The organism is Novilysobacter longmucuonensis, from assembly GCF_046600735.1.
GTDB classification, from domain to species: domain Bacteria; phylum Pseudomonadota; class Gammaproteobacteria; order Xanthomonadales; family Xanthomonadaceae; genus Novilysobacter_A; species Novilysobacter_A longmucuonensis.
Genome location: NZ_JBJMAW010000003.1, coordinates 74,973 through 100,670 on the forward strand (window position 1 = coordinate 74,973; position 25,698 = coordinate 100,670).

The following is a 25,698-nucleotide window of genomic DNA, read 5'->3' on the forward strand; positions in this document are numbered from 1 at the left end:
GGCGGCCCGCATTGGAGCCCGTGGCAGGCAAGACCGAGCAGGCTGCCCGGCTGGATCCTCAGCCGGCCCGCACCGGCGCGGAGTGCACGCCATGCAGCTGATCGTGCTCGGCATGCACCGGTCCGGCACGTCGGTGCTTGCGCGGCTGCTCAATCTGATGGGCGCCTACTTCGGCCCCGAAGGCATCAGCACCGGCGCCATGGACGAGAATCCAAAGGGCTTTTGGGAGCGGCGCGACGTCAGGAAGCTCAACGACTGGGTGTTGCACCAGGCCGGTTGCGACTGGAACCGCGTACACCGCTTCGAGCTGTCCAGGCTCGATGATGCGGTGCTGGAGGAGTTCCACGACCGCGCCGGCCAACTGGTGCTGGAGATGGACGCCCATCGGCCCTGGCTGATGAAGGAGCCGCGGCTGTGCCTGCTGTTTCCGCTCTGGCGGCGGGTGCTCGAGGTGCCGGTCTGCATCCATATTTTCCGCCACCCGGTCGAGGTGGCATCCAGCCTGCTCAAGCGCAATGCCATCCCCATGGATGCCGGGCTCGCGTTGTGGGAGACCTATGTCGGTCACGGGCTGCGGGCGGCGGCGGGCCTGCCGGCGCTGGGCGTGTCGCACCGCCGCCTGATGCAGGACCCGGTGGGGGAGGTCGGGCAGCTGCTGGATGGACTGAAGGCCGGGGGAGTGTCCGGCTTGCGCATGCCGGCCGAGCGGGAGATAGCCGCGTTCGTGCGGCAGGGCCTGTATCGCGAGCGCGGCACGCGACAGGATCTCGGCGAGCACACCGACGCGCCGCAGACCCGCCTTTTCGAGCGCCTGCAGTCGGGCGACCTGTCCGCGCCGGCGCAGCCCCTGTCAAAAACGGCCAGCGACTCGCTGGCGCGTTACGAGGCCGGCCTGGACCCGGCGCCCACGCGGAAAAAGCCGGAGGAACCAATGCAGGCCAAGCTGCACAGTGAGTCGGCTGCCAAGGAGCGCCCGTTGCAAACGTCCACCGCGCACGACCCCGCGCCGCAGTCCGACGAGATCCACCAACTGCGCCACGCCCTGCGTATCGCGCAGCGCGCGGTACAGACCCGCTTCGACGAGATCGAGAAGCTGACCGGGCTGCTGATCAGCCGCGAGCACGAAGTGCAGCGCCTGGGGGATCAGTACCGCGAGGCGCTCGCGGAGCTGCAACGCACCAGCAAGGAACACCGGCTGCAAGCCGGCCGGTCCAGTGCACGGCTGGCTGCCGAGGCCGACAGGGCCGCGCGCTTCGAGCAACGTGCGCGAGACCACGCGGCGCAAGCCGAGCAGTTGCATCAGCAACTGGCGGGAATGCAAACTCAGCAGGCGCAGCTGCAACAGCAGCTTGCGGACATCAGGCGCAGCCTGGGCTGGCGAATGACCCGGCCGCTGCGGATGCTCGCCCGGCGGCTTCGTAGCCCGCGTGGTGCGGCCGGGATCGCCGCCGCCGACCTCGAAGCAATCCAGCACTCGCAATGGTTTGATGGGGCCTGGTACACCCAGCGATATCCCGATGTCGTCGCGAGCGGAATCGAGCCGGCCCGGCACTACCTGCAGCATGGTGCCAGCGAAGGCCGGTCCCCCGGGCCGGGCTTCGACACCGGTTTCTATCTGCGCACGTATCCCGACGTCGCCAGGTCCGGGGTCAACCCCCTGTTGCACTTCATCAGGCACGGCCAGGAAGAAGGGCGCGTGCCCCGATCCGCCGAGCAGGACTGACCAGGCGATGGGTTCGCTGGCGGGAGAAATTCTTCTGATCGAAGGCTCGGGCCTGTTCGATCGCGACTGGTACCTGGACCAGTATCCGGACGTCGCCGCGCTGAAGCTCGATCCCGTCGAGCACTATCTGCGCTGGGGCGCGCTGCTGCGCCGCGATCCGAGCCTGGACTTCGACACGCTGTTCTACCTGCAGACCCACCCGGATGTCGCAGCGAAGGGGATCAACCCGCTGCTCCACTACATCCGATACGGGCGGCAGGAACGGCGCAGGATCCTCGCGCACCGCCCGCGTCAACAGACGCCCGCGGAGTACTTTCGTGCGATCGCCAGCCGCACCCTGAAAGGGGAGCCCCAAGGCGTGCTGGACCAGTTCGACCGGGCGGCCCAGTTGCGTTTCCTGGACCAGGTCTACCTGGCATCCAAGTCGCAGCTCATGGAGCATTCCGAGGTCAGCATCGTGATGCCGACTTACAACCGGGGTGCGACGGTTGGCCGCGCGATCGATTCGGTGCTCCGGCAGACCCATGAAGAATGGGAACTACTGATCGTCGATGACGGCAGCTCGGACGACACGGTGGCGATCGCCCGGTCCTATGCGTCAGACCCCAGGATCACGCTACTGGAGCAGGAGCATGCCGGCGTCAGCGCGGCGCGCAACCTGGGGCTGCGCCACGCCCGCGGCAGCCTGATGTTCTACCTGGATTCGGACAACCGGTGGAGCCACAAGTACCTGCAGGCCATGGTCGCGTACCTCAACCTGACCGGGCGCGAGAGCGGCTACAGCGCGATCTCGCTGGAGGACGACACCGGCACCGTGATCGGCTACCGCGGCGAGCCGTTCAGATGGAACGCCTGCCTCAGGGGCAACTACGTCGACCTGAATGCCTTCTGCCATACCCGCCGGCTGTACGAAACGTTCGGTGGCTTCGATGAAGGCCTGCGCCGGATGGTGGATTGGGACCTGATCCTGCGCTATTCGAAATCCCATCGGCCGGCCTACGCGCCGTTCGTGGGCTGCCACTACTCCAATTCGGCCAGCGATGCCTCCCGCATCTCGGTCTCGCAGCCAATCGCCTACCGCAGCGTGGTCCGGACCAAGAACCGCCTGGGGACCGACGACCGCACCGCCATCGCCAAGCGGCTTCGGCTGAAGTTTGCGATCAAGATTGCGGCGCCCTACGAGAAGCGGCACGAGTGGGGCGACTACCATTTCGCCGACTCGCTGAAGTCCGCACTCGAAGCGCTCGGCCACGTGGTGGATATCGACTTCCGTGGCCACTGGTACGACCGCCCGGTCAAGCACGATCACGTGGTCATCGTGCTGCGCGGCCTGACTGCGTACGAACCTCGGCTGGGCCACATCAACCTGATGTGGAACATCAGTCATCCCGATCAGGTGTCCTACGACGAATACGACGCCTACGACAGGGTCTATGTGGCATCGCCTTCGTTCCCCGCGCTGCTTGCGCAGGTGGTGAAGGCGCCGGTCGCCGCGCTGCTGCAGTGCGCCGATCCGGATCGCTTCGCGTTGGTGGAAGGCAGCGACAGCGGCGCCGAGGTGCTGTTCGTCGGCAACTCGCGCAACCAGTACCGACCCATGGTGCGCTGGGCCGGTGAGGCCGGACTGGAGCCCGTCGTCCACGGGACCCGCTGGGCGCAGTTCATCGGCGCCGAAAAGGTGCGCAGCGAGCACATCGACAATCGCGAATTGGCGCGGCACTACGCCGGCAGTTCGGTGGTGCTCAACGACCACTGGGAATCGATGCGTGATTTCGGCTTCATCTCCAACCGCGTGTTCGACGTGTTGTGCTGCGGAGGATCGCTGATCTCCGACCGGATGGCGGCGATCGACGCCGTCTTCGGGCCGGCGGTGACCCAGGTGGACGGTCCGGTGGAGCTGGCCGCCGCGGTCGGTCGACTCGGGACCGGTGCTGCCGACCGCACCGGGCGCGCGCGCATGGCCGCGCACGTGGCGGCCGATCACTCCTTCGATGCGCGCGCGCGGGTGATCTGCAATGACGTGCTGGGCCACCTGGGCATGCCACCGGTGCACCCGGCCGGCGATGCCGCCGCAGCCGACGGGTCGCCCCGCCCGACGGTCGGCATCCTGATGCAGCTCAGCCGGCTGGGGCCCACGAGTACCGGATTCATCAGGGGCATCGCGCCATTGACCAGCGACGCGGCGCAGGCAAGCCTGCGGATGTGCGTGCTGGACGGCGTCGAGGATCCCCGCCTGGACGACTGCGATGTCTGCATCGTGCAGCGCGTCGCGGTGGCCGACCTGGAACACGCCGTGCTGCTGCTGGAGCGGCTGAAGCGACGCGGTGCCGCGCTGGTGGTGGACACCGACGATGCGTTCTCGTTGCTGCCGCAGTCGCACGCCGAATGGGGTGCGTACCAGGCCCGCGACGCGGCGCTGCGCTACCTGATGCGGCATGCCGACCAGGTCTGGTTTTCCACCGCGGCGCTGAAGCGGGTCTACGCCGAGGATGCGCCCGCCGGCCTGGTGGTCGGCAACGACCTCGATCCACGGATCTGGCGCGACTATCGCAAACCCGCTGCCGCGCCGCTGAGCGGCGAGGTGGTCAGGATGCTCTACATGGGCACCTTCACCCACGATTCGGATTTCGCCCTGATCGTCCCGGCGCTGGACGAGCTCCACCGCGACCACGCCGGGGCGTTCGAGGTCACGCTGGTGGGAGCGGTCAGGGCACCGCCGGCGCGTCCCTGGCTGAAGGTACTCAATCCGACGTCCAGGGACTTCGCCTACCCTCGCTTTGCGCGCTGGCTGTCGCAGCAGGGGCCCTTCGATGTCGGGCTTGCTCCGCTGGAGGACACCGCATTCAATGTCTGCAAGTCGGACGTGAAGTTCCTCGACTATTCGGCGCTGGGCCTGGTGTCGATCCTGTCGGAGGTGCCGGCGTATTCCGGCGACGCCAGGACCGAGGAGCTGGCGGTCCTGGTGGAAAACAGCACCGAGCACTGGCACCGGGCGCTCGAGGATCTGGTCCTGCGCAGGCACGACTACCAGGCGACCGCCCAGCGCGCCTCCCGACACCTGTGGGAGCGCCGCTCGACCACCTGCGGCCGCCTCGCCGGACGGGTCCTGGCGCTGCTGGCGGCGCGAGGCGACTGATGCGCCCCCATCCGTATTGTCCGGGCGCGTTGCAGCCCGGGCCTGGTTCCCGATCGCCTCGGCGGCCGATTCGCAGTTGGAGAGATCGATGAGCAAACCCGTGTCCGGCCGTGGCAAGACGCTTGCGTGGCGCTTGGCTGCACGCACCGATGCCGAGCCGGTGGATGTCGACACGGAGCCGGGCCCGGGCCTGCACCCGGCCGTGGACGGCGGAGCGGGCGGCTGGAGGACCGGCGGTGGGCGCTCGTGTTTCCGGCTGGCGCGCGAGGGCCGGCCCGTGGCCTTGCCGGCCGGCTGGTACCAGCTCGAGGGACGCCTGGTGTCGGCCGACTACAAGCTGATGATGCCCTGCCTGTACCCGAGGTACGCGCGCGGCGGCGACGGCGACGCGCAGATGCCGCTGCCCGAGCCGGCGGCGGATGGTTCAATGATGGCGCTGGTGCTGCTGAAGTACGACGTCGCCAGCCTGCAGTTCTGCCCCAGCTTCGCGCCGGCGCGGTTCAGCATGGAGGGCTTCAGCCTGACTCGCATCCCGCGCAGCCGGGCGCTGCTGCATATGTTGGGGCTGGTGGGCGAGCGCTCCGGCGGCGGGTGGGGCCGGTCGCTGCGCCTGACCTGGCGGTTCCTCGCCGGCGCGGCGCGGGAAGGTGTTTCCCGCGCCACCGCAATACTGTTCTGGGAGTACCAGCGCCGGCTGCAACCGACCGGCATGAACGCGTATGAGGTGTGGGCCAATCGATTCGACGCGCTGGGTGAGGAGCAGCTCGATGCGCTCCAGCGCCGTGCACGGGAGCTGGAAGCCGACGGTCCGCTGATCTCGATCCTGCTGCCGGTCTACCAGACGCCGGAGCGGTGGCTGCGCCGCTGCATCGACAGCGTGATCGCGCAGGTGTACCCGAAGTGGCAGCTGTGCATCGCCGACGACGCCTCGCCCGATCCGCGCGTCATGCAGGTGCTGGAGCAATACGCGCGCCACGACGCGCGAATTGAAGTGGTGCGGCGCGACCGCAACGGCCATATCTCGGCGGCCTCCAACAGTGCGCTAGAACTGGTGCGCGGCGACTACGTGGCGCTGCTCGACCACGACGACGAGTTGCGCCCGCACGCGTTGCTGGAGATGGCCGAGGCGGTCGGCGGTGGACGCGACATCCAGCTGGCGTACTCGGACGAGGACAAGATCGACGCCGACGGCCGGCGCTTCGATCCCTACTTCAAGCCGGACTGGGACGCGGACCTGCTGCGCAGCCAGAATTACGTCTGCCACTTCACCATGATCCGGAGCGGGCTGGTGCGCGCGGTCGGCGGCTTCCGCGAAGGCTTCGAGGGCAGCCAGGACCACGACCTGATCCTGCGCTGCGGCGAGCGGCTGCAAGCGGCGCAGGTACGGCACATTCCCAAGGTGCTGTACCACTGGCGCGCGATCCCCGGCTCCACCGCACTGACCCGCGATGCCAAGGACTACGCCTCCTCGGCGGGCGCGCGCGCGGTCGCCGAGCACCTGGTGCGCTGCGATACCAACGCACGCGCCGAAGAGCTGTCGCACGGCCACTACCGCGTGCGCTGGCCGCTGCCCGAACCCGCGCCCAGGGTGAGCCTGATCGTGCCGACCCGCGACAAGGTCGAGCTGCTGCGCATGTGCGTGGAAAGCATCCTGGCCCGTACCGACTACCCCGATTTCGAGATCGTGGTGGTCGACAACCAGTCGTCCGACCCCGACGCGCTCGCGTACCTGGCGGAGCTGGAGCAACGCGAGAAGGTCAAGGTGCTGCGCTTCGATGCGCCCTTCAACTATTCAGCGATCAACAACTGGGCGGCGCGCCAGTGCGACGGACAGGTGATCGGACTGGTCAACAACGATATCGAGGTCATTACGCCCGACTGGCTCCAGGAGATGGTGTCCCAGGCGATCCGCCCCGACGTGGGCGCGGTCGGTGCGATGCTGTACTACCCCGACGACACCATCCAGCACGCCGGGGTGATCCTCGGCATCCACGGTATCGCCGCGCACATCTACGGCGGGCAGCAGCGCGGGTATCCGGGCCACGGCGGCCGTGCGCGCGTGGTGCAGGGTTTGTCGGCGGTGACCGGCGCCTGCCTGCTGGTCCGGCGCGAGTTGTACGAGCAGGTCGGCGGCCTCGACGAGGCGCTGGAGATCGCGTTCAACGACATCGACTTCTGCCTGCGCCTGCGCGCCGCCGGCTACCGCAATGTCTGGACGCCGTTCGCCGAGCTCTACCACCACGAGTCGGCATCGCGCGGCAGCGAGGACACCGACGAGAAGAAGCAGCGCTTCATGCGCGAGGTCGAGTTCATGCAGGATCGCTGGGGCGAGCACCTGCCGGTGGATCCGGCCTACAACGTCAATCTTTCCCTGAGCAGTGTCTGCTGCGAACTGTCGGCTCCGCCGCGGCACCCGTCGGATGCCGGCTGAGGTTAGGCCTACCGCGCCGGTGCGAAGGCTGACCTCAGCGCCACCACGCCCACCAGCAGGGTGCAGACCCAGCCGAACGCGAACGCGCCTGCGTTGACGCGGATCATCGAGGCGATGCCGATGCGCTCGCGTGTGGTGACCTCCAGCGCCAGGGCCTTGTCGGCGACCGCATCGCCGCCGAGGCGCGCCGTTCCCAGCCGCGTGTCGTCGACCAGCCACAAAGTGGCCGCGTTGCCGGGCTGGCCATCCACACCGCTGATACGCAGATCGAAGTCCTGCTCTGCAGCGAACGCATCGTCCGGGCAGAAATAACGGAACTTGTTGTCGGCAAGACCGGCGACGTTCACCCGCCATTGCTGGTGGCGATCACCCTGCCGCCAGCGGACATCCAGGCGGCCGCCGTTGGTTCGCATGTAGGTCGCGAAGCGGATGCCGAAGCAATGCTGCTGCCCCTCATGGCTCCGGACCTGTTGGTCAGCGCCGGGCCGGACGGTCTGCTCCAGAACGAAGCGCGCGAGGATCTCTCCGGCAGGAGTCGAGCCTGCGGAGCCGGTGTTGTAGAGCGAGGTCTGGGTATGGAAGGGCCACCACAGCAGGCACGCGGCTGCAACGAAGATCACGATCACGATCGGGCGCATGTTCATGGTCACAGCTGCCCGTACAACTGGAACACCTGGCGCAGGAAAAAGCCGTCGGCAACAATCATCGCGCCGACCGCGCCACACAGCACCGCGCGACTGGCCGCTCGGGTCCGGAACGGCCACACCAGTAGCAGCAGTAAAAACGGGACGACTGGATACAGGTATCGCCCCTGGGTGGCACGCACCGCGCCGGTGAACCCCGACCACAGGTGTTCGTAGTAGATGAACGCAAAGACCAGCATGCATAGCGCCGATGTGGCGAGCAGCCAACCCAGCCCGTCGGCCACAACGAAACGGCGACCATTGGCCGCCAACGTGAAAAGCATGGCGGCCAGCAGCAGCAGGCACACCCATGCCGCCAGCTCGGTCAGTGGCAGCGCCCAGCTGGCGTATGCCACTACCAGCAGCGACACACCGATCGCGATATGCCGTGGTCGCGCCTGCAGCCACTGGAGCACAGGCTTGACCAGCACTGCCAGCCCGGCCGTGCCCAGGCAGGCCAGGAAGTAGCGGGCCATCGCGCCGTTGGCGTTCACCCACTTGGCCGCGCCGCCGTCAGAACCGTTCCAGCCCACCAGTGCGATGAAGTTGAGCAAGGTGTGCTGCCAGTAAGGCAAGCGATGCATCATCTCGAAGAAGCCGATCGGCACGAGGGTGAGGTCATAAAGGATGCCCGCGTCAGGGAATATCCGGCCGACGGTCGTCAGGTTCCATGCGATCCACAGGCACATGGGGACGAACATGACCAGCCACAGCGCAGCCGTGCGGTAGATCCAGTGATGGCGTGGCAGGACGCCGCGCTGGCGCCACAGCCGCCAGGCCAGCGCGAAGAACAGCGGCAGCGCCATCGCCAGTGCGGTCAGCTTGGTGACGGTGCACAGCGCGACCAATGCGGCGGCGAAGAGGAGATGGCGAAACCTGTCGGACTCCAGCCACCGCACGCACCAGTAGGCGGCCCAGGCGGCGGTGCACGCCACCAGCGTGTCGTGGCTGACGCCGGTGCTCAGATGGGTGAACATCGGCGTTGCCGCCAGGAAGATGCCGCCGGCCAGGCCGAGCTCGTCGCGGCCGCTGGCCCGGGCCAGGAACAACGCGAGGCCGAGGATGGTCAGCGCGCCAAACAGCGCACCCAGCATGCGCGCCGAACGGACCTGCTGCTCGAAATCGAGCCCTGCGGCCTGTGCCGCCATGACCAGCGGCGCGTCCAGGACGTAGAACAGCGGAGGGTGTTGCGCGATCCAGTTCATGCCCGGCGTGGCCGTCGGGGTTTTCCAGGACCGGGTGACCTCATCGCCCATGCGCGCCTGACCGACCACCGGCCATTCGCCGCGGATGATGTCCTCGACGTAGGAATAGTGGCCGGACTCGTCGGGGATGTCCCACAGCGGCGTGACCAGCCATCCGTAGGCCACGAACTTGGCCAGGAAGATCAGCGCCACCAGCGCCGCGGTCGGCAGGATTCGCGTCCGGACCAGCGCCTGCGTCATCGAGCCGGCCTTGTGGTCCACCGGCTGGCCCAGGCCATCGCCAGCAGGGCAGCGGCCACCGCGGCAAGCCACGGCCACAGCCAGCGCAACAGCTCCGGCCGGTATTCGAAGCGGATCGTCGCCGGAGCGGAGACCCGTACAGCGGGCATCACGCCATGCTTGAGCGACGGCTCGACTGGCGCGCCGTCCACCGTCACTCGCCAGTCGCCAGTCATGCTCATGGGCACGATGACGTATCCGCTGGTGTCGCCCACATAGCGCAGCGTGAAGGCGTCCGACCGATAGCGCGTGACCTGGACCGTGCCATCGGCGAGCGAATCGGCACCATCCTGGAGGTCGGCAATGAAGTAGGGGCCGCCAGGGTGATCGCCGTTCTCCAGCACGACGGTGCCGTCGGCCATGAACACGCGGCGGAACGCGCTGCCCCCGGACTCTTGCGCCAGCAGTTGATACTGGATGGTGCCAGCAAAGGGTTCGCGATCGATGCTGAGCCCAGTCGCCGGATCCGGCGCTTCAAAGGCCCAGGCGGTGAGTCTCCATGAGCCTGGCTCCCGGGGTTCATAGGCCAGCGAGAACGCGTAGTCGCCGGCCGCCAGCGTCACCGGCTGGGTGAAGTGAAAGTCCATGTAGGTGTTGTCCTTGACCTGCGCGGCGTTGATCGCGGCTTCCGCCACTGCATGGTTGCCGGCGTCCAGCACTTGCAGGGTGACCCGCCCGGGAAGTTTCGACTTGCGGTAGGTCGCCAGCCGTACCGACAGGCCAAGCAGCGCGGTCGCCTCTGGCAGCTTGAAGTGCTGCAGATATGAGTGCTCCGGCATGGCCGGAAGCGCGACGTGCTCGCCAATGGCCGCCACCTCGATGCGCTCGGGCGTGCCGGGGCCGTGGCGTGAGTCGATCAGCGCGTAGCGGACGTTGTAGTCGGCCATTGCCGGCGCGTCGTACTTGATGTGGGAAGCGGGGAAACGCGACGCCGACGCGCGATGCGAATTGAACGGACGCTTCGCCATTTCATGCAGCGCGTCCTGCAGGGCCGGGATGCGGAAGTAGTGCGCCAGCCATTCGCGCTGGCCATACACGCCCAGGGTCCCGGACATGACGAAGGACTTGTCGGTGATCACGTAGTCGAACGGACCCGCGCGCTCGCGCACGTACTCGATCGAGGCGGTCCGCGGGAAGTAGTAGTCGGCATCCACCGGACCGTTGAAATCCCTGAAGAACATCGAGATCTCGATGACCTGCACCAGCCCGATCGCCACCAGCGCGATCCGCAGCGGTTTGCGCCTCGCCGCTCTCCACAGCAGGTCCAGGCCCAGTGCGCCCAGAATGACCAGGCCGATGTCGAGCAAACCGATGGCGCGCGACCAGGAGTTGAACGTCATGCCCGGCAACCAGCCGATCAGCCACATGGGCCAGAGTTCGAACACCAGGCCCGCGGTGATCGCCACGACCAGCACGCCGAACAGCGGCAAGGGCCGGACGCCACGCCGACGGAGCACCGTGGCCAGGAACGCCGCAAGCGCCACCGCCGCAAGCGCCATCATCGAGGCACCGACGTACATCGTCTGTTCGACCCGCTGTACCTGGTAGGCCCACGGTGGAAACAACTGCTTCCAGTGGCCGAGGTCGAGATAGCTGCCGCGTCCCTCGCGGTAGCCCAGATCGAACTGCTGCAACCAGTACAGGAGCCCGAGCACCGGCAGTGCTGCGAGCAGCAGTCCGAGCCCGGTGCCGGCCAGGCACCACGCTGCGAACCGCCACGGCTTGTCGCCGCTGCGCCACCGGGTTATCAGCAGGACGAGCGCGTACAGCCCGGCCATCTCGATCACCAGCACGCTCAGGAACGGAAAGCCGCCCAGCCACACCAGTGCCGAGCTCGCCGCCACCAGCAGGCTGTTGCCGGCCCCGGGCCGGTGCGCGCAGCGGTCGATCGCCCACAACAACCATGGTGCCCAGATCAGCGTCAGCACGTGCGGCCAGTACAGCCACGCGGCATTGAAGCCACAGAGCTCGAAAGTGATCGCGCCGATGATGGCCGCGGGTGCGCCTACATGCCGGCGCAGGAACAGGTGCATGCCCAGTCCGGCGAGCGCCAGGTTGAAGAGCGTCCCCAGATAGAAGCCGAGCGCCGGATCGGGCGTGACGGCGAATATCGCAAAAGCCGGGGTGAACAGGTTCGTGTTCAGGCTCAGGAACGTGCCGCCGCCGGCGACCTTGTCGTTCCACAGCGGTACCTGGCCGTCCTGAAGCTGCTTCTTGGCGACCTCCCATTGCGGGAGCAGCGCGTTGAGGATGTCCGAGCGCTGGTAGCTCCTGACTTCCGCCTCAGGGTCGACGAACTCCCACGCGCGCTGGCTGACCAGCACGTCGAATGGCGTGATCGTTTCGCCCTTGAACGGATTGGCGCCCAGGGTAAGCGCGGCCACCGCCGCATACAGCAGCAGGGCGAGCAGACCGGAGCGCGGGTGGAACCACCGGCGGTCCATGTCGGTCACTCGCGGGGCAGGTCGCGGGGCACGTCGCGAGGCAGGTCGAGACGGCGCAATTGCAGACTGACCCGCTCGAGAAGCTTGCGGTTGGTGGCGATCAGGTCACCGATCAGGCCCATCATGTAGAGCAGTACGCCCAGGGTGATGAACAGCGATGCGAAGATTACCGACTGCACGTGGCCGCCGCCGGCACCTTGCAGGTAATAGAAGACGAAGCGCAGGCCGGCCATGAGGCCGATGATCAGGAAAACCGAGCCCGCATAGACGAACAGTGCCAGCGGCCGGTAGATCACGAACACGCGCACGATGGTCAGCAGCGACCGTTTCACGTAGCTGGGGATGCTCTTCACCAGGCGCGATGGGCGCAGGTCGGCGTTGGTGCGAACCGGCACGCAGGCAATGCGCAGATTGCTCTGGCCGGCCTGGATGATGGTCTCCAGCGTATAGGTGTAGGCGCTGAAGACGTTCAGGCGCATTGCCGCCTCGCGCGAGATCGCGCGGAAGCCGCTGGGGGCATCCTCCACCTGGGTCTTGCTGGCCATGCGCACCGCCCAGCTGCCGAGGCGCTGCAGTTTTTTCTTGATCCAGGAAAAATGCTCGGTCTCGCCGATGGGCCGGCTGCCGATGACCATGTCGGCCTCGCCGGCGACCACTGGGGCGGTCAGCCTGGGGATGTCGGCCGCCTCGTACTGGTTGTCGGCATCGGTGTTGACGATGACGTCAGCGCCCAGCCGAAGGCACGCATCGAGCCCGGTCATGAAGGCCGTGGCCAGCCCGCGATTGACCGGGTGCCGGATGACGTGGTCGACCCCGAGCTCCCTGGCCAGCGCGGCGGTGTCGTCGGTGGAGCCGTCATCGATGATCAGCCATTCAACCTGGTCGAAACCCGGCACCTGGCGCGGCAGTGCACCCAGCGCGACGCCCAGGGTCTCGGATTCGTTGAGGCAGGGAATCTGGATGATGAGCTTCATGCTGAGCGGTGCTCCGAACAGGTAGGTGGTATGGACAAAAAATGATCACCGCAGTGCGGCGGCAAGGGTGTCGTCCGATGCCTGCCGGAACCGACGACGTGCCTCATTGCAGCCGGAGCCTGCGGCCGCGGGCCAGCGCGGCGCTGCCCCAGAGGAAGTTCAGCAGGTCGCCGAGTGTAGTGGCAATGCGCAGCATCACGATCAGCGCAACCGCGATGGTGGCGCCGAACGTGCTGCCGAGCCACAGCGACAGGACCGCTTCGCGGATGCCGAGCCCGGCCGGCGCGCCGGGCGCGAGGAAACCGAGGATCCAGCTGCTGGCGAATGCACCCACCAGCAACACCAGGCTGGCGGCGCCGACCGGATCGGGCGACAGGCTCTTTGCGACCGCCCACAACCCGACGCCGACCAGCGCGAAATTCAACGAATAGACCAGATAGCAGCCCAGGGATGTGAACCAGCCCGGGTGCCCGCGGACCGCTGCGGCGGCGGGCGCGCCTTGCCCGGCACGCAGCCGGGTGATCATGCCCGCGATCCGCGGCGCGGCCAGCATGATTGCCAGTGCACCGCACGAGATGGCGACCACGAGCGGCGCACGGTATTGCGCCAACGGCCATTGCGCGAGCGCCGCCGGCGGGCTCCACAGGAACGTCAGCGCACTGACGTGCGCGCACGCGACCAGCACCAGCAGGGTTTCGTAGGCCATCGACAGCACGGTCCTGCCGGTATCCAGGCCGTGGCCGCGGGCGACCACCACCCGCCCGAAATGATGCGCGACATTGCCGGGCAGGTACTTGCCCATCTGCGTGGTGGCGAGGATCGGTCCGGTGACCGTGAACGCTGCCGGTTGCCCCAGCCCCCGCAGCAGCCACGACCACGCCACCGCCGTGAGCGACACCAGCAGCGCGTACAACCCGGTCAGCAGCGCGCCGGCCAGCATCACCCGCGGTTGCAGCAACTGGCTGAGGTCCTGGCCGGCCAGCGCGCGGTATGCGTACAGCACGAAATAGGCGAACGCCGCGATGGCGACCGCCAGCCCCAGCAGGTGCAGGGCGCGCTTCATCGGGCCGCGCTTCTTCGACTCGTGCTCCATCAGTCGCGCTTCGTCGAATCGGGCTTCATCGAGTCGTCTTCCATCGAGTCGCGCCTCACAGCGGACGGGTGGCGCGCAGCAGGTAGCCGTTGCCCAACGGCAGACGATTGAACATCGCCTGCAGGACAAAAGCCGTATGCAGCGCAGCCTTGCCCGGCACCGAGCGCAGCAGCGGGTACCAGCGCAGCACGTGGCCGCGCTCGATGCCGCTGCGGTCATTGTTGTCCTGTCGCCGGCCCTGGTCGCCGGACTGCCGGAAGGCGCGGGCCACGCCGCGGGCCTGGACCCGTTCGGTGAGGTTGCCCAGCGGAAACCCGAAACACTCGGTGTGCTCCAGTCGCAGCCCGGCCGCCTCGACCAGCCCGACCAGTTCGTTCCTGCGATAGCGCCGGAAATGCCCGGCCCAGACGTCGGCGGCATTCCACTGGCGCGGATGGGCCGGCACCGAGATCAGCAGCGTGCCCCCGGGTGCCAGCCAACTGGCCCATTGCCGCAGGGCGGCGCGGTCGTCCTCGATGTGCTCGAGGACCTCGAAGGCCATGACCATCGGAAACCGCCCCGTCCAGTCCTGCGGCGCGGTCTGGTGGACCTCAATGGAGTACCCGGATTTCTCGCACAGGGCCTGGATCAGCGTTCGCGCCTGCGCCGAGGTTTCCAGTGCGTGGCAACGATGACCCCGTTCGGCCAGTTCCTGCAGCAGCATGCCGGCGCCGGAGCCGATCTCCACCACATCGCCTGGCGTCACGTCACGGAGCTGGCGCAGGATGCGGCGGCGCCGGAGCAGGTAACGCGGTGCCGGCACCCAGCCGAGCTCGGGAGCGGCGGGACCCAGCAAGGCATCCTGGACCAGTAGGTTTGTCATTGCCGGTGCAACCTGCGTTGGGTCATGTCGAGGAATTGCCGCCCGATCGCGGCGGCATCGATGCGGTCGTTCAACCGCTGGTGGCAGGCTCGCCGGGCCCCGTCAGCGGCGAGGCTGCGTCGATGGGCGAGCACCGCATCGGCCAGTGCGCCAGCATCACCGGCCGGCACAAGATACGTGCAGGGGGACGATGGTGAAAGCAGCTCGCGGATCGCACCCGAGTCGCGCGTCACCAGTGGCCGTCCTGCCGCGAGAATCTGGAACACCTTGTTGGGAATGACGCTCGCGGCTTTTTCCGAGGTGCCGAAGATGCCCAGACACAGATCGGCTGCGGCCAGCAGCCGCTGCAATTGCCCGTACTCGACCCAATCGGTCCACTGCACCCGTGGCAACGGATCGTTGTCCAGCATCGCCCGGATGCGGGCGGCTTCCTGGCCGCGGCCGACCAGTTGCCATTCGATCGGTTCGTCGCGCAGCAATCCTGCGGCGGCGACGATGGTTGCGGCGCCGTGCAGCGGAATGAACTGGCCGTAGAACAGCACGCGCAGGGTGCCGGCACTCTGCGCCGATGCCGGTGCCGGTTCGGTGCAACCGAAGTACTCGGTCTCCACCCCGACCCAGACCGCATCGCAGCGGCCTTCGTTGAACCCGAACAAGCGCTCCAGCCGGCGTGCATGGGCGCGGGTGTCCATGAAGACAATGTCGGGCAAGCGCAGCGCCTGCCGCTCGAGCGAGCGCAGCATGCTGGCCGGCACGCTGCCGGGCCGGAGCAGGCGGCGATCCTCGCAGACCGTGTCGTACATCGACAGGAAGACATCCCAGGCCACTGGCACGCGCCGCAGCCGCGCGATCGGGGCGATCAGGAACGCATCGAGGATGCCGGGGTAGCCGATCAGGTAGAGGTCCGGCCGCGGCGCCCGCAGCAGGCGCCAGATGAGCATCGGATAGGCGCACAGCCAGCGCGCCAGCAGGCCGAGCCTGGAGGCGAGGCCGCGCACCTGCGACTTGTCCTCGATGCCCTCCCACACCCGCGCATGGATCTCCTGGAGCTCCACGCCGTGGGCGCGCAAGCCCTTGTGCAGGATCCGCGTGCGCGGTTTGCCGGTGTCGTAGGTGCCCCAGGAAATCACGCGCATGGTTTGTCTCGGTCGGGGCTGGCGCTCGGTCGGGGCGCGGCGCGGCAGCCCGGGCTCCCGCTGTCGTCATCCTGAGGCGCAGCGAAGGATCTGCTTTCCCTCGCCGTGCGGCCGCAGCAGTTCTCTGGCATCCCCCCAAGGACGACGACCGCGCGCTGCAGCCGGTCGCGCTCAGCCCAGCGCCTGCTCCAGTTCCGGCAACACCTTGAACAGGTCGCCGACCAGGCCGATGTCGGCGATCTCGAAGATCGCCGAGTCCGCGTCCTTGTTGATCGCCACGATCGTGCCGGCGTCCTTGATGCCGGTCAGGTGCTGGATCGCGCCGCTGATGCCGACGGCGATGTAGAGCTCGGGGGCGATGATCTTGCCGGTCTGGCCGACCTGCATCTCGTTGGGCACGTAGCCGGCATCGACCGCGGCGCGCGAGGCGCCCACGGCGGCGCCGATCTTGTCGGCGAAGTCGAAGATGATCTTGAAGTTCTCCGACGAGCCGACCCCGCGGCCGCCGGAGACGACCCGCTTGGCGCTCTGCAGGTCGGGGCGGTCGGAGTCGCCGGCGGCCAAGCCGACATAGCGGGTGTGGCCCGGCAGCTCGGCCTCGACGGTGACCGCCTCGATGGTGGCGTCGCCGCCTTGCGCGGCTTCCGACCACGAGGCGGTGCGCACCGTCGCGATCACCGGCTGGTCGGCCGGGGCCTCCACGGTGATGATCGCGTTGCCGGCGTAGATCGGGCGCTTGAAGGTGTGGCTGCCCTCGACCGCCATGATGTCGGAGACCTGGGCGACGCCGAGCAACGCGGCGATGCAGGGCATCAGGTCCTTGCCGAAGGTGGTGCTGGGGCCGAAGACGTGGCTGTAGTCGGCGGCGAGCTTCGCCACCTGCGGCGCCAGCACCTGCGCGATGGCGTGCTCGTTGGCGGCGTTGGCGACCGTCAGCACGCGGGTGACGCCCTCGATCCTGGCGGCCTGCTCGGCCGCGGCGGCGGGGTCGGCGGCCAGCACCGCGATGTCGATCGCTTCGGGAGACAGCGCCTGGGCGGCAGCCACGCACTTGGCGGTGGAGGCGTTGAGTTGGCCGTCGAGATGCTCGGCGACGATCAGGACTTTGGACATTGTTCGTTCCTTTGTTCCGTCCCGCCTGGGCGGAGACCTGTGACTGGCTCGTGGCTGTAGGAGCGGGCCATGCCCGCGACCGCTCTTCCGCGGCCGAGAAGCATCGCGGGCATGGCCCGCTCCTACAGGGTTAAAGGAGGCCTTTCTGCTTCAACGTGGCGACCAGTTCGGCTGCATCCTTGACCATCACGCCCTTGCTGCGCTTGGGCGGCGCGGCGTGCCCGGTGGTCTTCAGGCCCTCGGTCGCGTCCACGCCGAGGTCGGCGAAGGCGATCGATTCCAGCGGCTTGCTCTTGGCCTTCATGATGTCGGGCAGCTTGATGAAGCGCGGCTCGTTGAGGCGCAGGTCGGTGGTGATGACGGCCGGCAGGTCGACTTCCAGCGTCTCCAGGCCGGCGTCGACCTCGCGCGTCACCGTGGCCTTGCCGTTCTCAATCTCGACCTTGGACGCGAAGGTCGCCTGCGGCCGGCCCCACAGGGTCGCCAGCATCTGCCCGGTCTGGTTGGCGTCGTCGTCGATTGCCTGCTTGCCCAGGATCACGATGTCGGGCTGCTCCTTCTCGACCAGCTTGAGCAAAGTGCGCGCGGCGGTCAGCGACTGCACCGGCTCATCGCAGACCACATGGATCGCGCGGTTGGCGCCCATCGCCAGGCCGTTGCGCAGATGCGCCTGGGCATCGGCCGGAGCAATCGTGACGACCACGACTTCGCTGGCGATGCCCTTGTCGCGCAGGCGCAGGGCCTCCTCGAGCGCGATTTCGTCGAACGGGTTGGCCGACAGCTTGACACCGTCGGTGACCACGCCGGTGCCGTCGGGCTTGACCTGGATGCGGACGTTGTAGTCCACCACGCGCTTGTAGCCGACGAGGATCTTCATCGTGCGGGGTTCCTTGTGGGGTGCGCGGCCGTGTTGGCCGAGACCCTCATTCTAGCGAAGGCGGATGAAAGGCGCAGTCACCGGGCGGGGCTGGGCTATGCTTTTTGTCGATCCAGACGACGAGGTGGGACGATGCTGCATCCGGTGGTGCTCAGTGGTGGCAGCGGCACGCGGCTGTGGCCGTTGTCGCGGCAGAACCAGCCCAAGCAGTTCCTGTCGCTGATCGGGGACAGATCGCTGTTCCAGGAAACCATCCTGCGCGCGAGCGCATTGCCGGACGCACAGCCGCCGGTGACGGTGTGCAGCGAGGATCACCGGTTCATGGTCGGCGAGCAGTTGCAGGCGGTCGGCGTGGCCAGCGGCGGCATCCTGCTGGAGCCGGTCGCGCGCAACACCGCGCCGGCCATCGCGCTGGCCGCGCTGCACGTACTGGCCAACGATCGCGACGCGATGATGCTGGTGATGCCGGCCGATCATCTGATCGAGGACGAGGCCGCGTTCCGCGACGCGGTCGGCAGCGCGATGGTGCTCGCAGGGCAGGACTGGCTGGTCGCGTTCGGGATCCAGCCCGATTACGCCGAGACCGGCTATGGCTACATCCTGCGCGGCGCGCCGCTGCTGCCAGGCGGCGGTCACGGCGGAGGCGTGGACTCTGCCCTCGGCGGCTATCGGATCGAACGCTTCGTCGAGAAGCCCGACGCCGCCACCGCCGAGCGCTACCTGGCCGATGGCGGCTACGCATGGAACTCCGGCATGTTCCTGTTCAAGGCGCAGCGCTACCTCGACGAGCTCGCGCGGCATGCGCCGGGCATTCTCCAGGCCGCGCGTGCGGCGCACGCGCAGGCGAGCTCGGACCTGGATTTCATCCGCATCGATGAGCAGGCGTTCGCCGCCAGTCCGAGCGACTCGATCGATTACGCGGTGATGGAGAACACCGATCGCGCCGCGGTGGTGCCGGTGAGTTGCGGCTGGAGCGACATCGGTTCGTGGTCGTCGCTGTGGTCGGTGGCGCAGCGCGACGCCGAAGGCAACTGCGTGGAGGGCGACGTGATTTCGGTCGATACCCGCGGCAGCCTGGTGCGCGCCTCCGAACGGCGCATGATCGCGACCATCGGGGTCGAGGACCTGGTCATCATCGATACCGCCGATGCGACCCTGGTTGCGCGCAAGGACCGGGTGCAGGACGTCAAGACCGTGGTCGATGCGCTCAAGGCCGCCGGTCGCAGCGAGCACCTGTACCACCGCAAGGTCTACCGGCCGTGGGGCAGCTACGATTCGATCGGCCTGGGCGAGCGCTTCCAGGTCAAGAAGATCGTGGTCAAGCCCGGCGCCGCGCTGAGCCTGCAGCAGCATCGCCATCGCGCCGAACACTGGATCGTGGTGTCGGGCGTGGCCGAGGTCACCTGCGACGACAAGGTGTTCGAACTGCACGAGAACCAGAGCACCTACATCCCGCTGGGCAGCGTGCACCGCCTGCGCAACCGCGGCCGCGAGCCGGTCGAGCTGATCGAGGTGCAGTCGGGCAGCTACCTGGGCGAGGACGACATCGTCCGGCTGGAGGATGTGTACGGGCGGTCATAGCGCTGGCGCGAACGCAGGAAAAGGCCGCGCTTTGCCCCCTCTCCCGCTTGCGGGAGAGGGCCGGGGTGAGGGCAAGCGAGACCCGCTTGCGTAACAGGTCGATGTCGCGTGCCCTCATCCGCCCTTCGGGCACCTTGCTCCGAGCCCCGGCCTTCGCGCGTAGCGCTCAGGCGCTCCTCGTCGCGCGAGCCATGGCTCGCAAGCGCTCCTCCTCGCCCCGCAAGCGGGAGAAGGCAGCGCGCAGGCTTCGGCCATTGCCCGAAGGTCCGGTTCTGGCGACCGGGACGCACGCGCTAGACTTGCCCGACCCCGCAAAGGAGCTGTCCCGATGGCCCAGGCCACTGCCGCGACGTCAGGCGCGCGCGATCCGAAGAACAAGCTGTACCCGAATGCCGACGAGGCGCTGCGCGGCGTCGTCGCCGACGGCCAGACCCTCGCGGTCGGCGGTTTCGGCCTGTGCGGCATACCCGAGGCGCTGATCGCCGCGCTGCGCGACTGCGGTGTCACCGGCCTGACCGCGATCTCCAACAATGCCGGGGTCGACGGCTTCGGCCTCGGCCTGCTGCTGGAGACCCGGCAGATCCGCAAGATGATTTCGTCCTACGTCGGCGAGAACAAGGAGTTCGAGCGCCAGTTCCTGGCCGGTGAGCTCGAACTGGAGTTCAACCCGCAGGGCACCCTGGCCGAGCGCCTGCGCGCCGGCGGCGCCGGGATCCCGGCGTTCTTCGTCGCCACCGGCTACGGCACGGTGGTCGCCGAGGGCAAGGAGACGCGCGAGTTCGATGGCCAGCATTACGTCATGGAAACCGCGCTCAAGGCCGATGTCGCGCTGGTCAAGGCGTGGAAGGCCGATAGGGCCGGCAACCTGGTGTTCCGCAAGACCGCGCGCAACTTCAACCCGGCCTGCGCCATGGCCGGCGCGGTGTGCATCGCCGAGGTCGAGGAAGTCGTCGAGATCGGCACGATCGACCCCGACCACGTGCACCTGCCGGGCATCTATGTGGACCGCATCGTGCACAACCCGACCCCCGAAAAACGCATTGAACAGCGCACCGTGCGCCAGGGAGACAAGTGATGGCTTGGACCCGCGACCAGATGGCGCAGCGCGCCGCGCGCGAACTCACCGACGGTGCCTACGTCAACCTCGGCATCGGGCTGCCGACGCTGGTGGCCAACCACATCCCCGACGGCGTGGATGTCTGGCTGCAGTCGGAAAACGGCCTGCTCGGCATCGGCCCGTTTCCGACGGAAGCGCAGGTCGACGCGGACCTGATCAACGCCGGCAAGCAGACCGTCACCGCGCGGGCCGGGGCCAGCTACTTCGGCAGCCACGACAGCTTCGCGATGATCCGCGGCGGCCACATCGACCTGGCGATCCTCGGCGCGATGCAGGTGACCGACCAAGGCGACCTGGCCAACTGGATGGTGCCGGGCAAGATGGTCAAGGGCATGGGCGGGGCGATGGACCTGGTCGCCGGGGTCAAGCGCGTGGTGGTGCTGATGGAGCACACCGCCCGCGACGGCAGCCACAAGATCCTGCCCGAGTGCACGCTGCCGCTGACCGGGGTGGGGGTGGTCGACCGGATCATCACCGACCTGGCGGTGCTGGACGTGACCGGCGATGGGCTGGTGCTGGTGGAGCTGGCGCCGGGCGTGGAAAAGGACGAGCTGCTGGCCAGGACCGGGTGTGCAGTGCGCTGAGAGCTGAACGCCCTACCGCCTGAACAGGGGAATCGGGGTAATTTGTGTCGGTGGTACCTGCCAAGCGGCGTGACGGGTGCGTAGACTCGTTTTGTAGGTTCCTTATCAGGCTCCGGGGTGAGCCGACGCGGCGCAGTACGCCGCCTGACCTCCTAACTTCGGGTACCCAGATATGAAAAAGCTTCCCTGGCTTCTCGCCGCTGCGTTCCTGTCGGGTTGCTCCAGTGACTGGTCCGCCGGTCTGGACAACAACGCCAGCTCCGCCGCCACCGCGTCGGCGGCACAGGCCGAGGCTGCCGCCCTGGCGGCGGCTGGTCTGGCGACGGGCCCATCGGCGCCGGCTGCACGCGGCCCGCATTCATTCGCCAATGCGCCCGATCGCGGCTCGCTGGTGCAGTACCCGGTCGAGCCGGTGGTCCGCAAGACCGGCGCCTACACCTGGCACGCGGCCGAGTTGAGCGAGGAGCATGCGCTGCGTGCGGCGGTCAGCGGCAACCTGCGCTTCACCGCGCCCGACGGCAGCATCATCGACCTTGCCTACGAGCGTCACGTCGAACATCCCGATGGCAACTGGAGCTGGATCGGCCGGGCGCCCGGCGCTCCCGGTGAGGACTCGGTCATCACCTTCGGCCCGGATGCGGTCTTCGGCACCATTCCGCAGCGCGGGAAGCCGCCGCTGCGGCTGACCGTGGCCGACGGCCGCGCCTGGGTGGTGGCGGCCGATCCGCGCCAGCTGCGCGAGATCCACAACGAGGCCACGCGCCCGACCGCACCGGACTTCTTCGTGCCGCCCAAAATCGCGGCGGGCTCATCGAGCGTGTCCGGTATGCAGACTGCGGGCGCGCAGGCGGTGGCGGCGACCAGTTCGGGCAGGACCCTGATCGATGTGCTGGTCGGCTACACCTCGGGGTTCGCCCAGCATCGCGGTGGCACCTCGGCGGCGCTGACCCGCATCCACAACCTGGTCGACATCACCAACGAGGCCTACCGCAACAGCGCGGTCAACGCCGAAGTCCGCCTGGTCCATTCGATGGAAGTGTCGTTCCCCGACGCAACCGGCAACGGCGACGCGCTGGAGAAGGTGACCGGCTTCCGCGCGCCTTCCACGCGCCTGACGCCGGACCCGGCGTTCTCGGCCCTGCGCACCGCGCGCGACATTTACGGCGCCGACCTGGTGGTGGTGCTGCGCCGCTTCCAGGACCCGGAGAACGAGGGCTGTGGCGTCGCCTGGCTGATCGGCGGCGGCCGCCGCGGCATCAGCCAGAACGACGAGTACTTCGGCTACTCCGTGGCCAGCGATGGCCAGGACCAGGGCACCGACGGCAAGACCTATTTCTGCCGCGAGGAGACCTTCGCGCATGAGCTGGGCCACAACATGGGCTCCACCCATGACCGTGAGAATTCGAAGAATGACGACGGCGTGCTGAGCTACGGCGCCTACGACTACTCGTTCGGCCAGAAGACCGACTCGACCAGTGGCGACTTCTACACCGTCATGGCCTACGGCGATTCGGGCCAGAGGTCCTACCGGGTGTTCTCCAATCCGGATGTGACGTCCTGCGGCGGGCGCGCCTGCGGTGTGGCCAACCAGTCCGACAACGCACGCAGCCTGAACCAGACCACTGCGGCCGTCGCCTCGTTCCGCGCCAGCGTTGTGCCGGTGGGACAGCCGGTCCGTCACGATTTCAATGGTGATGGCGTGTCGGACATTCTCTGGCGCAACGTCACCACCGGCGCCAACACCCTGTGGCCGTCCGCCAGCACCTCCGGCGAGCAGGCGGTGGCCCGCGTAGGCAACCTGGCATGGCAGGTCGCGGGCGTCGGTGATTTCGACGGCGATGGCCGCTCCGACCTGCTGTGGCGCAACCGCAGCTCGGGCGCCGGTACGATCTGGCGCGCCGCTATCGCGGGCAACGAGATCGCGGTGGCGACCGAGTCGAACCTGGACTGGAAGATCGTGGGGGTCGGCGACTTCAACGGTGATGGCCGTGACGACATCCTGTGGCGCAACCGCGGCACCGGTGCGAACCGGATCTGGCGGTCCGGCGACTCCGGGCAGTTGCAGGGGGTCACCACGCGGTCCAACACGGACTGGATCGTGGCCGGGGTGGGTGACTTCAACGGCGATGGCGTCTCGGACATCCTCTGGCGCAATGCCCGCAACGGCGCCAACGCGATCTGGCCATCGGCATCCAGCGCCAGCGAAGTGACGGTGATCCAGGTCGCCAATCTCGCCTGGACGGTCGCCGGCGTGGGAGATTTCACCGGCGACGGCCGTGCCGACATCCTGTGGCGGAACACCAGCAGCGGTGACAACACGATCTGGCCATCGGGCAGCACCGCCAGCGAGCAGGCCGTGCCGAGGGTAGCCAACCAAGCCTGGGCCGTCGCCGGCGTCGGCGACTACAACGGTGACGGTCGCGCCGACATCCTGTGGCGCAACGGCAGCAGCGGTGTGAACACGATCTGGCCGTCGGCCGGGGTGACCAATGAGCAGGCGGTGACGCAGGTGGCCAACCTGGCGTGGCGGATCGTCCGTTGACCGGAGGCCGCGGCTGAGACCGCGTCGCTGCCAGCCCGCGAGGGCTGGCGGCCGGTATCGGGCCACAAGCCCGGGGGAACACCTCGCGGGCCGCGCCGGGCGGCATGTGCCGCCGGCGCGCTGCCTCGATCAGAGGTTCTGGTAGTTCGGTCCCGCCCCACCTTCGGGCGTGACCCAGTTGATGATCTCGTACGGGTCCTTGATGTCGCAGGTCTTGCAGTGCACGCAGTTGGCGGCGTTGATCTGCAGGCGTTTGACCGGCTCGCCGTCGCCGTCGCTGGACGGTTCCTCGACGATCTCGTAGACCCCGGCCGGGCAGAAGCGGGTGCACGGATTGCCGTATTCGACCGTGCAGCGCTCGATGCAGATCGAGGTGTCGGCGACCTGCAGGTGCACCGGCTGGTCCTCGTCGTGCTCGGTCGCGGCGAAGTAGACCCCGGCCAGGCGGTCGCGCGGGGCGAGCTCGCGGTCGATGTAACCGCGCTCCGGTGACCGGTACTCGTCGAGCTTCTCCATGGCGCACCAGTCCGGCTTGTTCTTCAGCGTCCACGGCGAGCGGCCGCGCGTGACCGTCTCCCACGCGGCGTTGAGCATGCCCAGCCACAGCCCGTGCTTGAAACCGGGCTTGATGTTGCGGACCTGCCTGAGCTCGGCCATCGCCGCGGACGCGCGCAGTTTGGCGTCGAAGCCTTCCGGCGCGAGCTTCGATGCCACCAGGTGCTCGGCGGCCAGCATGCCGGAGCGGATCGCCTGATGGGTGCCCTTGATCTTGGGCACGTTGAGCAGCCCGGCGGTATCGCCGATCAAAATCGCGCCGGGCATCTCGACGGTTGGCAGCGACTGCCAGCCGCCGGTGACGATCGCGCGCGCGCCGGCCGAGACGATGCTGCCGCCTTCGAGCAGCGGCTTGATCATCGGGTGGTTCTTCCATTGCTGGAAGGCCTCCCACGGTTTGTATTCCGGGTCCTGGTAGTCGAGCCCGCTGACGTAGCCGAGCGCGATCCGGCCCTTGTCCAGGTGGTACAGGAAGCTGCCGCCGTAGGTGCTGGTGTCGGCCGGCCAGCCGAAGCTGTGCACGATCTTGCCCGGCGATACGCGCTCCTCGGGCACCTGCCACAGCTCCTTGATCCCGATCGAGAAGCCTTGAGGGTCGTGCCCGGCGTCCAGCTCGAAGCGCCGGATCAGCCGTTTGGTCAGGTGCCCGCGCGCGCCTTCGGCAAGCACGGTGACCTTGGCGTGGATATCGATCCCGGCGGTGTAGCCGGGCTTGTGCGCGCCGTCCCGGGCCAGGCCCATGTCGCCGATGCGCACACCGATCACCTTGCCGGAGCCTTCCCCGGGGGTTTCGTCGTGCAGGGTCTCGGCCGCGGCGAAGCCTGGGTAGATCTCCACGCCGAGTGCCTCGGCCTGCGGCGCCAGCCACGCGCACATCGCGCCGAGGCTGACGATGACGTTGCCCTTGTTGTGCATGCCAGGCGGCACCGGCAGCTTGCGGCCGCCGGTCTTGTTCAGCAGCCAGAATTCGTCCTCGGTGGCCGCCACGCAGATCGGCGGCGGGTTGTCGCGCCAGTCGGGCAGCAACTCGTCGAGCGGGCCGGTTTCGATCACCGCCCCGGAGAGGATGTGCGCGCCGATGGTCGAGGCCTTCTCGATCACGCAGACCGAAATGTCCGGGTCCAGCTGCTTGAGGCGGATCGCCAGCGATAGACCGGCCGGGCCGGCGCCGACGGCGACGACGTCGTACTCCATCACGTCGCGCTCGGTCTCGGTGGCGCCGGTGGGGGACTGTTCGCTCATGCTGCTCTCCGCTTGCTCGCGCTCGTGGCCGGCGATTGTCGCAAATGTGGCGTCGCAGGTACGTTGTCACGCACCTGCCGCGACAGTGGTGTGCACACCGCTTTGTAGGAGCGGCTTCAGC

The 25,698-nt window shown here is 68.0% G+C and carries 17 protein-coding genes; 7 read left to right on the plus strand and 10 right to left on the minus strand.

Annotated features, from left to right (window positions below; genetic code table 11):
• Positions 1-91 precede the first annotated feature (91 nt).
• The 3 genes from ACJQWM_RS04405 (at position 92) to ACJQWM_RS04415 (ending at position 7,290) form a co-directional block, all read left to right on the plus strand.
• Positions 92-1,723 (plus strand): sulfotransferase family protein, encoded by a 1,632-nt coding sequence (locus ACJQWM_RS04405; protein ID WP_332704062.1) that lies wholly within the window; start codon positions 92-94, stop codon positions 1,721-1,723.
• Positions 1,724-1,730: 7 nt separating this feature from the next.
• Positions 1,731-4,859, plus strand: coding sequence for a glycosyltransferase (locus tag ACJQWM_RS04410; RefSeq protein WP_332704064.1), 3,129 nt, complete (start codon positions 1,731-1,733; stop codon positions 4,857-4,859).
• A gap of 88 nt (positions 4,860-4,947) precedes the next feature.
• A complete protein-coding gene (locus tag ACJQWM_RS04415; RefSeq protein ID WP_332704066.1) occupies positions 4,948-7,290 on the plus strand; it encodes a glycosyltransferase family 2 protein in 2,343 nt (780 codons plus the stop codon).
• Positions 7,291-7,298: 8 nt separating this feature from the next.
• Here ACJQWM_RS04415 and ACJQWM_RS04420 read toward each other — a convergent pair whose 3' ends face one another.
• The 9 genes from ACJQWM_RS04420 to ACJQWM_RS04460 form a co-directional block, all read right to left on the minus strand.
• Complete coding sequence (locus ACJQWM_RS04420; RefSeq protein WP_330970059.1) at positions 7,299-7,928, minus strand: hypothetical protein; 630 nt, start codon at positions 7,926-7,928, stop codon at positions 7,299-7,301.
• Between the two features lie 8 nt (positions 7,929-7,936).
• Complete coding sequence (locus tag ACJQWM_RS04425) at positions 7,937-9,439, minus strand: ArnT family glycosyltransferase (protein WP_332704070.1); 1,503 nt, start codon at positions 9,437-9,439, stop codon at positions 7,937-7,939.
• Positions 9,415-11,901: a hypothetical protein gene (locus ACJQWM_RS04430; protein ID WP_332704072.1), complete on the minus strand. Its 2,487-nt coding sequence runs from the start codon at positions 11,899-11,901 to the stop codon at positions 9,415-9,417. The genes ACJQWM_RS04425 and ACJQWM_RS04430 overlap by 25 nt, the downstream gene beginning before the upstream one ends.
• A 5-nt stretch (positions 11,902-11,906) precedes the next feature.
• The gene (locus tag ACJQWM_RS04435) at positions 11,907-12,875 is read right to left on the minus strand and encodes a glycosyltransferase family 2 protein (protein WP_332704074.1); all 969 of its coding nucleotides are present in this window, start codon (positions 12,873-12,875) and stop codon (positions 11,907-11,909) included.
• Positions 12,876-12,978: 103 nt separating this feature from the next.
• Positions 12,979-13,968, minus strand: a complete 990-nt coding sequence (locus tag ACJQWM_RS04440) for a hypothetical protein (protein ID WP_332704076.1) — start codon at positions 13,966-13,968, stop codon at positions 12,979-12,981.
• A 55-nt stretch (positions 13,969-14,023) separates the two neighbouring features.
• Positions 14,024-14,830 carry a methyltransferase domain-containing protein gene (locus ACJQWM_RS04445; protein ID WP_332704078.1) on the minus strand — a complete coding sequence of 269 codons (807 nt, stop codon included), beginning with the start codon at positions 14,828-14,830 and terminating at the stop codon, positions 14,024-14,026.
• Entirely contained in the window at positions 14,827-15,966 is a 1,140-nt protein-coding gene (locus tag ACJQWM_RS04450) for a glycosyltransferase (protein ID WP_332704080.1), read from the minus strand. The genes ACJQWM_RS04445 and ACJQWM_RS04450 overlap by 4 nt, the downstream gene beginning before the upstream one ends.
• 171 nt (positions 15,967-16,137) lie before the next feature.
• Complete coding sequence (locus tag ACJQWM_RS04455; RefSeq protein WP_332704082.1) at positions 16,138-17,079, minus strand: electron transfer flavoprotein subunit alpha/FixB family protein; 942 nt, start codon at positions 17,077-17,079, stop codon at positions 16,138-16,140.
• A gap of 130 nt (positions 17,080-17,209) precedes the next feature.
• On the minus strand, positions 17,210-17,956 hold the full coding sequence (locus tag ACJQWM_RS04460; RefSeq protein ID WP_332704084.1) for an electron transfer flavoprotein subunit beta/FixA family protein: 747 nt from the start codon (positions 17,954-17,956) through the stop codon (positions 17,210-17,212).
• 132 nt (positions 17,957-18,088) lie between these two features.
• Between ACJQWM_RS04460 and ACJQWM_RS04465 the strand changes: the two genes are divergently transcribed.
• From ACJQWM_RS04465 to ACJQWM_RS04480, 4 genes are all read left to right on the plus strand, one after another.
• Positions 18,089-19,537 carry a mannose-1-phosphate guanylyltransferase/mannose-6-phosphate isomerase gene (locus tag ACJQWM_RS04465; protein WP_332704086.1) on the plus strand — a complete coding sequence of 483 codons (1,449 nt, stop codon included), beginning with the start codon at positions 18,089-18,091 and terminating at the stop codon, positions 19,535-19,537.
• Between the two features lie 328 nt (positions 19,538-19,865).
• Positions 19,866-20,612, plus strand: coding sequence for a CoA transferase subunit A (locus ACJQWM_RS04470; RefSeq protein ID WP_332704087.1), 747 nt, complete (start codon positions 19,866-19,868; stop codon positions 20,610-20,612).
• A complete protein-coding gene (locus ACJQWM_RS04475; protein ID WP_332704089.1) occupies positions 20,612-21,238 on the plus strand; it encodes a CoA transferase subunit B in 627 nt (208 codons plus the stop codon). The genes ACJQWM_RS04470 and ACJQWM_RS04475 overlap by 1 nt, the downstream gene beginning before the upstream one ends.
• 172 nt (positions 21,239-21,410) lie before the next feature.
• Positions 21,411-23,780 carry a reprolysin-like metallopeptidase gene (locus tag ACJQWM_RS04480; RefSeq protein WP_332704091.1) on the plus strand — a complete coding sequence of 790 codons (2,370 nt, stop codon included), beginning with the start codon at positions 21,411-21,413 and terminating at the stop codon, positions 23,778-23,780.
• 129 nt (positions 23,781-23,909) lie between these two features.
• On the opposite strand, the gene ACJQWM_RS04485 is transcribed toward ACJQWM_RS04480, so the two are convergent.
• Positions 23,910-25,577: an electron transfer flavoprotein-ubiquinone oxidoreductase gene (locus ACJQWM_RS04485; protein ID WP_332704093.1), complete on the minus strand. Its 1,668-nt coding sequence runs from the start codon at positions 25,575-25,577 to the stop codon at positions 23,910-23,912.
• Positions 25,578-25,698 lie beyond the last annotated feature (121 nt).

Coding starts and splice junctions, on each gene's coding strand:
- ACJQWM_RS04405 (WP_332704062.1), top strand. CDS start 92: ATGCAGCTGATCGTGCTCGGCATGCACCGGTCCGGCACGTCGGTGCTT.
- ACJQWM_RS04410 (WP_332704064.1), top strand. CDS start 1,731: ATGGGTTCGCTGGCGGGAGAAATTCTTCTGATCGAAGGCTCGGGCCTG.
- ACJQWM_RS04415 (WP_332704066.1), top strand. CDS start 4,948: ATGAGCAAACCCGTGTCCGGCCGTGGCAAGACGCTTGCGTGGCGCTTG.
- ACJQWM_RS04420 (WP_330970059.1), bottom strand. CDS start 7,928: ATGCGCCCGATCGTGATCGTGATCTTCGTTGCAGCCGCGTGCCTGCTG.
- ACJQWM_RS04430 (WP_332704072.1), bottom strand. CDS start 11,901: ATGGACCGCCGGTGGTTCCACCCGCGCTCCGGTCTGCTCGCCCTGCTG.
- ACJQWM_RS04435 (WP_332704074.1), bottom strand. CDS start 12,875: ATGAAGCTCATCATCCAGATTCCCTGCCTCAACGAATCCGAGACCCTG.
- ACJQWM_RS04440 (WP_332704076.1), bottom strand. CDS start 13,968: ATGGAGCACGAGTCGAAGAAGCGCGGCCCGATGAAGCGCGCCCTGCAC.
- ACJQWM_RS04445 (WP_332704078.1), bottom strand. CDS start 14,830: ATGACAAACCTACTGGTCCAGGATGCCTTGCTGGGTCCCGCCGCTCCC.
- ACJQWM_RS04450 (WP_332704080.1), bottom strand. CDS start 15,966: ATGCGCGTGATTTCCTGGGGCACCTACGACACCGGCAAACCGCGCACG.
- ACJQWM_RS04455 (WP_332704082.1), bottom strand. CDS start 17,079: ATGTCCAAAGTCCTGATCGTCGCCGAGCATCTCGACGGCCAACTCAAC.
- ACJQWM_RS04460 (WP_332704084.1), bottom strand. CDS start 17,956: ATGAAGATCCTCGTCGGCTACAAGCGCGTGGTGGACTACAACGTCCGC.
- ACJQWM_RS04465 (WP_332704086.1), top strand. CDS start 18,089: ATGCTGCATCCGGTGGTGCTCAGTGGTGGCAGCGGCACGCGGCTGTGG.
- ACJQWM_RS04470 (WP_332704087.1), top strand. CDS start 19,866: ATGGCCCAGGCCACTGCCGCGACGTCAGGCGCGCGCGATCCGAAGAAC.
- ACJQWM_RS04475 (WP_332704089.1), top strand. CDS start 20,612: ATGGCTTGGACCCGCGACCAGATGGCGCAGCGCGCCGCGCGCGAACTC.
- ACJQWM_RS04480 (WP_332704091.1), top strand. CDS start 21,411: ATGAAAAAGCTTCCCTGGCTTCTCGCCGCTGCGTTCCTGTCGGGTTGC.
- ACJQWM_RS04485 (WP_332704093.1), bottom strand. CDS start 25,577: ATGAGCGAACAGTCCCCCACCGGCGCCACCGAGACCGAGCGCGACGTG.